The following is a 10,110-nucleotide window of genomic DNA, read 5'->3' on the forward strand; positions in this document are numbered from 1 at the left end:
TATGATCGCGATCGTAGATTACGGCGTCGGCAACCTGTTCTCCCTGTCCTCCAGCCTGCGGGCGCTGGGCCTGGAGGCAGAGGTCACCGGAGATCCGGAGCGCCTCCGGGCGGCCGGGCGCATCATCCTTCCCGGCGTCGGGGCGTTTGGAGACGCCAGGGCCAAATTGGATGCCGCCGGCCTGGCGCCGGTCCTGCGGGAGGAGGCGGAGAGAAAGCCGCTGCTGGGCATCTGCCTGGGGATGCAGCTGCTGTTTGACCGCAGCTTTGAGTATGGCGAGCATCCCGGCCTGGGCCTGGTGCCGGGACAGGTGGTGGACCTCCGGGGCGCGCTGCGGGACAAGACGCTGAAAGTCCCCCACATGGGCTGGAACAGCCTGCAGGTCCGGAGGGACGACCCGCTGTTCCGATATTTCAGCGACGGCGAATATGTTTACTACGTTCACAGCTTCTATGCCCGGGACTGCGGGGAGAGCACCCTCGGCACGTCCCGGTACGGCGATGTGGATGTCACCGGCGTGGTGCGGAACGGCAACGTCTGGGGGACCCAGTTCCATCCGGAGAAATCCGGTGACGCGGGCCTGCGGCTGCTGCGGGCCTTTGCAGAGCTTTGAGGAAAGCAAGGAGAAACGGTTATGAGAAGAAAGGACCGCGAGGTCACGGACCCCGCTGTGATCCGGGATATCATCTCCCGCTGCGCGTGCTGCCGGCTGGGCTTCTGCGACGAGGGAAAGGCCTACATCGTTCCGCTGAGCTTCGGCTATATGGAACGGGAGGGACGCTATTCCTTCTACTTCCACGGCGCCAGGGAGGGGCGGAAGATCGACCTCATCCGCAGGACCGGCTGGGCCGCCTTTGAGATGGACACCCATTACGAGCTGCACGAGGCGGAACAGCCCTGCGGATATTCCGCCCGCTTCCAGAGCGTCATGGGCGGCGGGCCGGTCCGGATCGTGGAGGACGATACAGAGAAGGAGACAGCTCTGCAAGTCCTGATGCGCCACACCGCCGGACGGGGCGGGTGGACCTTTACCAAAAAAGATCTGGACACCGTGACGATCTTCCGCCTGGATGCGGAGGAATTGAGCTGTAAGAGCCACGCGTAAGACGGGAAAGGGAATCGCCATGAAAATTTTTCCAGCCATCGACCTGCGGGGCGGACAGGTGGTCCGGCTCTATCAGGGTGATTATGATAAAATGACTGTCTATGGGCAGGACCCCTGCGCCGTGGCGCGGGAATTCATCGGCGCCGGAGCCAGGTACCTCCATGTGGTGGACCTGGACGGCGCCAAGGACGGCACCCTGGCGAATTTTGAGACCATCGCCGCCATCGCAAAGCAGGGCGGCCTGTATATCGAGGTGGGCGGCGGCATCCGGACCGAGGACCGTATCCGGCAGTATCTGGACCTGGGCGTGGGTCGCTGCATCCTGGGGACTGTCGCTGTGAAGGACTTCGATTTTACAGCCCGCATGGCTGCAAAATACGGCGGCCAGATCGCCGTGGGCGTGGACGCCCGGGACGGATATGTGGCCATCAACGGCTGGAAGGAGCTGTCCAGTGAAAGAGGGGTGGACTTCTGCCGCCGGCTGGCGGATGTGGGCGTCGGCACCGTGATCTACACCGATATCAGCCGGGACGGCGCGGAACAGGGCACGAACCTGGACCTGTACTGGGAACTGGCCCAGATCAGGGGCCTGCATGTGACGGCCTCCGGCGGCGTCAGCTCTCTGGGAGAACTGGAGGAGCTGAAACGCATCGGCACCCACGCAGCCATCCTGGGCAAGGCCCTGTATACCGGACGGCTGGATCTGAAAACGGTCATTCAGGCTGTGCAGAACGGAAAGTGAGGCGGTCGCCATGCTGGCAAAGAGAATCATCCCCTGTCTGGACGTGAAGAACGGGCGGGTGGTCAAGGGCACCAATTTCGAGGGCCTGCGGGACATGGCGGACCCGGTGGAGATGGCCCATTTTTACAACACCTCCGGCGCTGACGAGCTGGTGTTTTACGACATCACCGCCTCCGTGGAGGGGCGGAACCTGTTCACGGATATCCTGCGCCGGGTGGCCAGTGAGATCTTTATCCCCCTGACGGTGGGCGGCGGCATCCGGACGCTGGATGACTTTGACCGGGTGCTGAAGTGCGGCGCGGACAAGGTGAGCGTCAACTCCGGCGCCATCGCGGACCCTGGCATCATCGGCGCGGCGGCGAAGAAATACGGCGACCAGTGCGTGGTGCTCTCCATGGATGTGAAGCGGGTGGACGGCCGGTTCCGCCTGTTCGCCAAGGGCGGCCGGGAGGACACCGGCATCGACGCCATGGAGTGGGCGGTCCGCGGCGTGGCGGACGGCGCCGGGGAGATTGTGCTGAACTCCATCGACACCGACGGCGTAAAGAACGGCTTTGACCTGGAGATGCTGGATGCGCTGGCCGCCCGGGTCAGCGTTCCCATCATCGCCAGCGGCGGCGCCGGGAATATGGAGCACTTCGCAGAGCTGTTCACCCATCCCGGCATTGACGCGGGCCTGGCGGCGTCGATTTTCCACACGAAGCAGGTGGATATTCAGGATCTGAAGAGATTTCTCCGCGCCCGGGGCGTGGAGATGCGGATATGAGAGGAGAGACCCAAAATGGGACTGTTTGACCGCTTTAAGAAAAAGGGGCAGGAAGAAACAGCCTCTTTGGAGGTGGGGGGACCTTATCTGGAATTTGACAACTTCCCCTTCAAGCTGGCTGTCACGCAGGTGCTGATGTACGACCTGCGTCTTCTGAGGGAGCCCTATTTGGGCGGAGACGCCTATATGGAGCGCTATGCAGAGGACTTGGAAACGGTATCCGACGAAGTGTCCATTCAACGCCTCCTGCCCCATATCGAGGAAGCGGAGGCTTACTTCAAAGAGCTGAAGATTCCCGCCGGCCTGGCCGGACATATTGAAAAGCTGTATGTTGGAGAAGAGTTGGATATTTATTATCACATCAACCCCCAGTGGGGGGATTTTGACGAATATTTTGAGGATGGGAAAGCCTTTGACATCACAGCGATCACGGAACGGGAGGTCAGGCAGTTTCCCAACTTGAAGGAGTTCTTTTTCAATATGCCCAATGACCCGCCGGAGGAATTGCTCCGGCAGTTAAATCAGTGGGGGATCCATACCACCCCATGGAGTTCAGCGAGGAATAAAAGGAGTATCGTTTATTATGGACTTGAAATTTGACGAAAGGGGCCTGATCCCCGCCATCGTCCAGGACCACTACACCAAGGAGGTCCTGACCCTGGCCTATATGAACGCGGAGAGCCTTGCCATCACCATTGACGAGCGGCGCACCTGCTTCTGGAGCCGCAGCCGCCGGGAGCTGTGGCGCAAGGGCGACACCTCCGGCAATGTGCAGCATGTGGTGTCCATCACCGCTGACTGCGATGGCGACGCCCTGGTGGTGGAGGTGGTCAAGGACGGTCCCGCCTGCCATACCGGCGCGGAGAGCTGTTTTTTCAACGAGATCTACCTGTCTGAGGAGCTGAAGCGGTTCAGCTATGAGGGCCTGTACCGCCTGATCGCGGGCCGCAAGACCAGCCCGAAGGAGGGCAGCTACACCACCTACCTCTTTGAAAAGGGGCTGGACAAGATCCTGAAAAAGGTGGGTGAGGAGTGCACGGAGGTCATCATCGGCGGCCGCAAGGAGGACAGGGAGGAGACCATCTACGAGATCGCGGACCTGACCTACCACGTCATGGTCCTCATGGTCCAGATGGGCATCACCGTGGAGGATATCACCCGGGAGCTGGAGAAGCGCCATGTGGTGGACCACAAGGTGAAGCAGGAGCGGATGCAATGAGCCTGACGCCCTGTTCCTGCTCGGTCCACACCCACAATACCCTGTGCGACGGCAGAGGCACGCCGGAGGAGATGGCCGCCGCGGCATACGCGGCGGGAGTGAAGTACTTCGGCGTCTCCTGCCACAGCCACACGCCTATCCCCATGGACGAGGGCGCGGTCCTGCCCGCCGATATGACGGCCTACCGGGAGACGGTGCTCCGCCTTCGGGCGGAATACGCCGGACGGATGGAGGTCCTGCTGGGCCTTGAGTGGGACAGCCAGTCCGACATCAGGCCGGAGGGCTTTGACTATTGGATCGGCAGTGTTCACTACCAGAGGGGGCACAACGGCAAATACTATGCTGCCGACTGGGGGGAGGAGCACTTTTCCGCCTGCCGGAACGAGCTGTTTGGCGGCGACGCCCTGGCGGTGGCGGAGGGATATTTTGCGGAAGCAGCCCGCGTGGCGGCGATGAAGCCCACCATCCTGGGGCATATCGATTTGATCGTCAAACTGAATGCCGGAAACAGATTCTTTGACGAGGACACGCCACGCTACAAGCGGGCGGCGCTGGATGCCCTTCACGCCGCGGACCCCCGGGCGACGCTTCTGGAGATCAACACCGGCGGCATGGCCCGGGGATACCGGACCGCTCCCTATCCGGCGCTGTTTTTGCTGAAGGAGTGGCGGGCGATGGGCGGCAGGATCATCCTCACCGCCGACGCCCACAGTGCCGACGCCGTGGTGTATGGCTACGGCCAGGCTATGGAGCTGGCCCGGGCGGCGGGGTTTGACCGCTCCGTTCTGCTGACGATGGACGGCCCGGTGGAGGTCCCTCTATAAAAAGCGCTCCGTGGATATCCATCCACGGAGCTTGGCGCATCATGCTTCTGCAAAGCAGGCGAATCCTGCGGCGAATTTGGAGGGAACAAACTCCGTGACCTTATAATCCGCAATGCCCTGACAATAGAAGGGGTCCTCCTCCAAAATGGCGCGGGCCGCCTCAGGCGTTTCTGCCCGGCAGAGGATGACGCCGCCTGTCCGGGGATTCTTCCGGCCGGAGCAGATGAACGCGCCAGACTGATAATGCCGGTCCAGATAGGCGATGTGGGCGGGGAGCAGAGCGTCTACCTCGTTCAGAGGCTTTTGATACGTCAAATCAAAGATATACATGTTTACACTTCTTTCTTTAAAAAATAATGACCGAAGTCAGTGACTGGGGTCATTATAATGCAAACGCACAGCGCTGTCAACAGAAAAGAGGGGAGCCATGGAGCAGAAAATGACAAGAAAAGAGCAGGCCCGCCGGACCAAGCAGAAGATTTTTGATACGGCAGTGGCGCTGATCAAGGCCCAGGGGTATGAGCAGGTGACGGTCAGCCAGATCTGCCAGGAGGCGGGGCTGGCAAAAGGCTCCTTTTATGTGCATTACCGCACAAAGGAGGATATCATCCGGGAGAGCTATTACTCTGATATGGATGCCTTTATCCGCACCGCTTATGATGCCTATGTGCGGGAGCATCCCCAGGCACCGGCCGTTCAGCGGATCGAGGCATTTTTATGTCTGGAATTGGACTTTGCCGTATACGCTGGATATGAGCTGACCTGCCTGGCCTATTCCATGAATTTTTCCGCCTGTGTGCCGGGGCCGTCGGAGCATTTCCAGCGCAGGCCGTTTTCGGGGCAGCTCAGGGAGCTGCTGGCGGAGGCCGCACCGCTGCTGGCGGGAGACTTTGGACAGGAGGATGCCTTTTCCTATCTGGAAAGCGTTGTGCGGGGACTGATGGCGACCTGGTGCTTTTCGAATGGAGCATATGACCTTCTGGGGAGCGGAAAGAGCGGCATCACGCATACCGTGAAACACCTCTTTTCAAGGACTTGACCGGGAGCCGTCCGATAAAAGAGGCTGCCCACAGTGAAATGGCTAAAAAAGGCGCAGCATAAGCCGCGCCTTTCAGCTTCTTGCCAATTGTGAAAAAGATAACCAGCTGATAAAATGGGGATACTGCAAAAGCGAATGGGAGGGTGCTTTATGTATCGTACAGTGATCTTTGACCTGGATGGCACATTGCTGGACACCATCGACGACCTGGCGGACGCGGGGAACTGGGTCTGCCGGAAAAATGGCTGGCCGGAGCATTCTGTGGAGGCGTACAAGGCCATGGTGGGCCACGGGATCCCCAACTTGGTGACGCGGTTCTCGCCGGAGAATTTCCGCAGTCCGCTGCTGGTGGTGAACACCCTGGCGCAGTTCACGGACTATTACGGAGCCCACAATATGGACAAGACCGCCCCCTATGCCGGGATGGAGGAGCTGCTGGCGCGCCTGAAGGCAGCCGGCGTTCAGATGGCGGTCTACTCCAACAAGGCCGACGAATTCAGCCAGGTGATCGTGGAGCACTATTTCCCAGGCGTATTTTCTCTGGTTCGGGGAAAGGTCCCCGGCGTCCCGGTGAAGCCGGACCCCGCTGGAGTAAAGGGCATTTTGCGGGAGCTGAACGCGGTCCCGGCGGAGACGCTGTTCGTGGGCGACAGTGATGTGGATATCCACACCGGCCACAATGCCGGAATGGTGGCCTGCGGCGTCACATGGGGCTTTCGCTCCCGGGCGTCCCTGGAGGCGGCGGGGGCGGAGCACCTGGCGGAGACGCCGGAGGAGCTGGGCGGTATCATTCTGGCAGAGTAAACGCGGAAAACACGACAGGAAAAGGACCTGCCCCAGTGGGGCAGGTCCTTTTGCGGTATTAATCGAATTGCAGGCGCCCGAAGTCCTGGCGGCGGTGAAAGTCCGGCGCGGAACAGGTCAGCGGAGACCAGGCCAGAAAATGGGGGGGTCTCCGTCTTGTCGCCGCATTTATAAAAATTACAGGCGGCCTCGCCGGAGAGGGCATAGCCCGGGAAATACAGAGAGATAAAGGAGACGGGCACGCGGAATACGACGCCCCAGCCCTCCGCGGTGAAAAAGGGCGCGGGCTGAAACAGCTCCTCCGGCTTTTTCACGATCTGCCGTACCCGGGTGGGTCGCTCCACACCGAACCCAACATACAGGTTCCCCAGCGGATTGCACTCAAAATTGAAGTAGCGCTTGTCGTCCGCCCAGGGAGCGAAAAAGAACTCCAGACAGCTGTCGTCGCACACCTGGTCCAGCCGCCCGGTCAGGGTTGCGCGGATGGGGGCCTCGCTGGCCTCCATGCGGACCCACAGGGAATCCCCATCACAGCAGCACTGCGCCCGGGCCGCAATGGAGCAGGGCTCCACCCAGCCGGTATGGGCCAGTTCCACAGAGGGAATCGTCGTCCAATCCGGGATGGACACGCGGGAAACCGTATAGATCGGCATCATCTTACTTACCCCTCTCGGCAGATCCAAGTATATGGGAGCGTATATAGGGTGATTTCACAGGCAAAACATTCGCAGATATGTTAATGTTTCACCTGCTATTGGGGGCAAATCGTTTTTCCAGTATCAAAATAGTATCACAAAAACCGAGGAATTGCAAGGGTTTCAAGCCGCAAACGGGCCATTATCAAAACTCCCCTCAAATTGAGGGGGGAGCGGCGGGCGGTGCCCGCCTGGGAAATCAATCCCACCATGGGACGTAATTCGACAACCTCTCCCGCCCAAAATCAAAGGAGGCGGGCAAGCACTCTTGGGGCTTGCCCGCCTTGATTACTGTTCAGCAAGACCGGGCGGGGCGGTCAATGGCGGCGCACTTGTGCGCCGTTCATCTTGACCAGTGGCGACCCCGACTGGGTTTGCTATCTCCCCTATAAATTGAACTTAGCAAATACGCATTATAACCAATAAGATGGCCATGCTGGTCTACCACATTCAATTCAGCACAAGGACTTTTTTATTTTAGTCTTAAAAAATTTGTCTTGTCTCTATCAGTAATATGACGTATCACCTTACAAGGATTTCCTGCTGCAATCACACCCGCCGGAATGTCTCTCGTTACTATGCTTCCAGCCCCGATAATTGCATCATCGCCTATTGTTACTCCTGCAAGTATTTTTACATCACCGCCCAACCACACACGTTTTCCAATGTGGACAGCGCCGCCAATACATGCGCCGCAAATTCTTTCCTCTGGGTCAATGGCGTGGTTTAGTGGATAAATTCCAATATTAGGGCCTAGCAAAGCATGTTCGCTTATGGTAACCTTCGCGCAATCTAAAATAATGCAGCCGAAATTTATATATACATTATCTTCTATTGTGATATTTTTTCCAAATTCACAGCGAAAATCAGGCTCTATCCACACATGTTTTCCGACTGACTCAAAAAGTTCAGTCATAATATTTTCCCGCTTCTCTATTTCGTCATCACTTGTTCTATTATATTCACGAAAAAGTTTTTTTGCAGCCAATCTTAGTGGATACAGTTCGTCCGCGAAATCGTTGTACATTAGACCGGCTCGTATTTTATCCCATTCAGTCATAACTTTTCCCCCAAAATCTCGGTTTATCACGTGCGCCTTTTCCACCTAAGGTGTATTAAAAAATTCCTGATTGCCGCTCTGTTATTTGAGAACAGTATATCACAAGACTTTGCATAAATCTACTTCTCTTACCGTTCATCTCGGCTGAAAGAGCGCCGGGGCCGTTTGCGGCCTTTCTCCGCCTGTTCCCGCTGTTCGTCGGCCTGTACCGCTGCTTTTACCTGCTCTGGGACAAAGACCCGTGCGATCAGATGTCAGAGTACCAGGCAAAAACCCCCAAGGCACTTGCTTCAAGTGCCTTGGGGGATGATATTATTCCCATTCGCCAAACGAAACCGCATTCTAAACTTTTTTGTATAGGCGATTTGATTCCATTTGGTTTTATTTGATACCAGTTATCCAAGTCCTGTTGAGTATCTGACTTTCTGCTATCAAAAAGCTATCAGGGGCCGCTATCAAAGGTTGCATTTATTTCCGTAGGTCGGGCGGTTTGCTGGTGAAACAGGAATGCTATGGGAATATGGTACCTGAACTCCTGAAACATATGAAATTGCATATGCTCTATAATGTGACGCCCTGTGCTCACGAAAACGCTATCATTTCAGCAGCTTTTTTTTCCGTATTTCTATTCTACCATGACACTGCGTAATATGCAACGCTGAGTTCAGGATATTTATTCCTTGTCCAGCAGTCTCCCTTCTTCTCCGTGCCACCTTTTCAGGACGGCTTCCACCTGGGCAACCAGTTGCTCCTTATTGGGCATGTAGAGCACATAGCGGGACGCAAAGATGTTATTTGACAGACCGCCCAAAGCGTATTCAGCTGTAATACTGTCCTTTTCGGTACAGAGAATAATCCCGATTGGCGGATTGTCATCCGGATCGTTGACTTCCGTGGCGTAGTAATTCAGATACATATTGATCTGACCAGCTGCCTCCGGCGTCAGCCTTGTGGTTTTCAGCTCAATCAGAACATACGCCCGGAGAATTTTGTTGTAGAAGACCATGTCCACATAATAGTGGGTGTTGTTGACAGTGACACGCTGCTGCGTACCGACGAACATAAAACCACGGCCCAGTTCCAGTAGGAATTTTTCAATCTGCCGTACCAATGCTCGCTCCAAATCGCTTTCCATCACCGGCTTGTCCTCCGGCAGGCCAAGGAACTCAAACACATAGGGATCTCGGATGATGTCGGCAGGCTCCGAAATTTCGTTGCCCTTCAGCGCCAACGTCAACACCTGTTCCTTGTTGGCGTCTCCGCGTGACAGCAGCAACCGTTCAAACAAAGAACTTTCGATTTGACGTTTCAGCTCGCGCACGGACCAGTTTGCGTTAATTGCTTCCTTCTCATAAAAGCTACGCTTGTCTGGATCAGAAATAGATAGCAGCTCACAGTAATGTGACCAACTCAATTTGCCAGACAGCGTCTGGCATTTTTCATAGGTCAGATAAAATAAACGCATATTCTGGAGATTGGAACGGGAAAAGCCCCTGCCAAACTCTCTGGTCAATTCTCGGGAGAGTTCTTTCAGCGTTTGTTTTCCATAGTCTGCTCTGCCCGGTTCGGACTGCTCATATTCACAGATAATCCGGCCAATGTTCCAATAGGTGTTCAGCAACTCACTGTTCACCTGCCGGGCAACATTGCTGCGGGCGCTGTCCAGAACAGCTTTAATCTCCAAAATAACCGGAGAGAGGCTGTGCGTATTGTTCAAACTGCTGTCTATGATGATACACCACCTTTAAAATCATGGTCTGACGCCGAAATTATTCCCACTCGCAAAATGAAACTTAATTCTAAACGCTTTTGTTTGGGGGATTTGATATCATTTGATTTTTCCTGATACCTATTAT

Annotated in this window: 13 protein-coding genes and 1 pseudogene; 9 read left to right on the forward strand and 5 right to left on the reverse strand. The window is 56.4% G+C overall.

Annotated features, from left to right (window positions below):
• The first annotated feature begins 1 nt into the window (after nucleotide 1).
• From hisH to Q0Z71_RS05190, 7 genes are read left to right on the forward strand one after another with little or no spacing between them, the layout of a single operon-like run.
• A complete protein-coding gene (gene hisH / locus Q0Z71_RS05160; RefSeq protein ID WP_298019231.1) occupies nucleotides 2–613 on the forward strand; it encodes an imidazole glycerol phosphate synthase subunit HisH in 612 nt (203 codons plus the stop codon).
• Between the two features lie 21 nt (nucleotides 614–634).
• Nucleotides 635–1,105: a pyridoxamine 5'-phosphate oxidase family protein gene (locus Q0Z71_RS05165; protein ID WP_298019233.1), complete on the forward strand. Its 471-nt coding sequence runs from the start codon at nucleotides 635–637 to the stop codon at nucleotides 1,103–1,105.
• 19 nt (nucleotides 1,106–1,124) lie between these two features.
• On the forward strand, nucleotides 1,125–1,847 hold the full coding sequence (hisA, locus tag Q0Z71_RS05170) for a 1-(5-phosphoribosyl)-5-[(5-phosphoribosylamino)methylideneamino]imidazole-4-carboxamide isomerase (protein WP_298019236.1): 723 nt from the start codon (nucleotides 1,125–1,127) through the stop codon (nucleotides 1,845–1,847).
• A gap of 10 nt (nucleotides 1,848–1,857) precedes the next feature.
• Nucleotides 1,858–2,613, forward strand: coding sequence for an imidazole glycerol phosphate synthase subunit HisF (gene hisF / locus Q0Z71_RS05175; RefSeq protein WP_298019238.1), 756 nt, complete (start codon nucleotides 1,858–1,860; stop codon nucleotides 2,611–2,613).
• 15 nt (nucleotides 2,614–2,628) lie between these two features.
• A complete protein-coding gene (locus Q0Z71_RS05180) occupies nucleotides 2,629–3,213 on the forward strand; it encodes a DUF6892 domain-containing protein (protein WP_298019241.1) in 585 nt (194 codons plus the stop codon).
• Nucleotides 3,197–3,832, forward strand: a complete 636-nt coding sequence (gene hisIE, locus Q0Z71_RS05185) for a bifunctional phosphoribosyl-AMP cyclohydrolase/phosphoribosyl-ATP diphosphatase HisIE (RefSeq protein WP_298019243.1) — start codon at nucleotides 3,197–3,199, stop codon at nucleotides 3,830–3,832. The genes Q0Z71_RS05180 and hisIE overlap by 17 nt, the downstream gene beginning before the upstream one ends.
• The gene (locus tag Q0Z71_RS05190) at nucleotides 3,829–4,656 is read left to right on the forward strand and encodes a PHP domain-containing protein (protein ID WP_298019246.1); all 828 of its coding nucleotides are present in this window, start codon (nucleotides 3,829–3,831) and stop codon (nucleotides 4,654–4,656) included. The genes hisIE and Q0Z71_RS05190 overlap by 4 nt, the downstream gene beginning before the upstream one ends.
• A 39-nt stretch (nucleotides 4,657–4,695) precedes the next feature.
• Here Q0Z71_RS05190 and Q0Z71_RS05195 read toward each other — a convergent pair whose 3' ends face one another.
• Complete coding sequence (locus Q0Z71_RS05195) at nucleotides 4,696–4,986, reverse strand: YciI family protein (RefSeq protein ID WP_298019250.1); 291 nt, start codon at nucleotides 4,984–4,986, stop codon at nucleotides 4,696–4,698.
• Nucleotides 4,987–5,083: 97 nt separating this feature from the next.
• Between Q0Z71_RS05195 and Q0Z71_RS05200 the strand changes: the two genes are divergently transcribed.
• Entirely contained in the window at nucleotides 5,084–5,695 is a 612-nt protein-coding gene (locus tag Q0Z71_RS05200; RefSeq protein ID WP_298019252.1) for a TetR/AcrR family transcriptional regulator, read from the forward strand.
• A 150-nt stretch (nucleotides 5,696–5,845) separates the two neighbouring features.
• On the forward strand, nucleotides 5,846–6,499 hold the full coding sequence (locus Q0Z71_RS05205) for an HAD family hydrolase (protein WP_298019255.1): 654 nt from the start codon (nucleotides 5,846–5,848) through the stop codon (nucleotides 6,497–6,499).
• Between the two features lie 58 nt (nucleotides 6,500–6,557).
• Here the strand turns inward: Q0Z71_RS05205 and Q0Z71_RS17080 are convergent, their stop codons facing one another.
• The 4 genes and pseudogenes from Q0Z71_RS17080 to Q0Z71_RS05215 form a co-directional block, all read right to left on the reverse strand.
• Nucleotides 6,558–6,704 carry a carbohydrate-binding family 9-like protein gene (locus tag Q0Z71_RS17080; protein WP_363316680.1) on the reverse strand — a complete coding sequence of 49 codons (147 nt, stop codon included), beginning with the start codon at nucleotides 6,702–6,704 and terminating at the stop codon, nucleotides 6,558–6,560.
• A pseudogene (locus Q0Z71_RS17085) lies at nucleotides 6,649–7,155 on the reverse strand (carbohydrate-binding family 9-like protein); the annotation flags it as partial. The pseudogene Q0Z71_RS17085 and the gene Q0Z71_RS17080, both read right to left, overlap by 56 nt.
• Before the next feature lie 511 nt (nucleotides 7,156–7,666).
• A complete protein-coding gene (locus Q0Z71_RS05210; RefSeq protein WP_298019258.1) occupies nucleotides 7,667–8,254 on the reverse strand; it encodes a sugar O-acetyltransferase in 588 nt (195 codons plus the stop codon).
• A gap of 673 nt (nucleotides 8,255–8,927) precedes the next feature.
• Nucleotides 8,928–9,971, reverse strand: a complete 1,044-nt coding sequence (locus tag Q0Z71_RS05215) for a PDDEXK nuclease domain-containing protein (protein WP_363316681.1) — start codon at nucleotides 9,969–9,971, stop codon at nucleotides 8,928–8,930.
• Nucleotides 9,972–10,110 lie beyond the last annotated feature (139 nt).

This window comes from uncultured Dysosmobacter sp., from assembly GCF_947631635.1.
Classification (GTDB): domain Bacteria; phylum Bacillota; class Clostridia; order Oscillospirales; family Oscillospiraceae; genus Oscillibacter.

What these genes read in the sequence shown, in the direction of transcription:
- Q0Z71_RS17080 (WP_363316680.1), bottom strand. Translation starts at nt 6,704, where the DNA reads ATGCCCTCTCCGGCGAGGCCGCCTGTAATTTTTATAAATGCGGCGACA.
- hisIE (WP_298019243.1), top strand. Translation starts at nt 3,197, where the DNA reads ATGGACTTGAAATTTGACGAAAGGGGCCTGATCCCCGCCATCGTCCAG.
- Q0Z71_RS05180 (WP_298019241.1), top strand. Translation starts at nt 2,629, where the DNA reads ATGGGACTGTTTGACCGCTTTAAGAAAAAGGGGCAGGAAGAAACAGCC.
- Q0Z71_RS05210 (WP_298019258.1), bottom strand. Translation starts at nt 8,254, where the DNA reads ATGACTGAATGGGATAAAATACGAGCCGGTCTAATGTACAACGATTTC.
- hisF (WP_298019238.1), top strand. Translation starts at nt 1,858, where the DNA reads ATGCTGGCAAAGAGAATCATCCCCTGTCTGGACGTGAAGAACGGGCGG.
- Q0Z71_RS05200 (WP_298019252.1), top strand. Translation starts at nt 5,084, where the DNA reads ATGGAGCAGAAAATGACAAGAAAAGAGCAGGCCCGCCGGACCAAGCAG.
- Q0Z71_RS05190 (WP_298019246.1), top strand. Translation starts at nt 3,829, where the DNA reads ATGAGCCTGACGCCCTGTTCCTGCTCGGTCCACACCCACAATACCCTG.
- Q0Z71_RS05195 (WP_298019250.1), bottom strand. Translation starts at nt 4,986, where the DNA reads ATGTATATCTTTGATTTGACGTATCAAAAGCCTCTGAACGAGGTAGAC.
- Q0Z71_RS05165 (WP_298019233.1), top strand. Translation starts at nt 635, where the DNA reads ATGAGAAGAAAGGACCGCGAGGTCACGGACCCCGCTGTGATCCGGGAT.
- hisH (WP_298019231.1), top strand. Translation starts at nt 2, where the DNA reads ATGATCGCGATCGTAGATTACGGCGTCGGCAACCTGTTCTCCCTGTCC.
- hisA (WP_298019236.1), top strand. Translation starts at nt 1,125, where the DNA reads ATGAAAATTTTTCCAGCCATCGACCTGCGGGGCGGACAGGTGGTCCGG.
- Q0Z71_RS05205 (WP_298019255.1), top strand. Translation starts at nt 5,846, where the DNA reads ATGTATCGTACAGTGATCTTTGACCTGGATGGCACATTGCTGGACACC.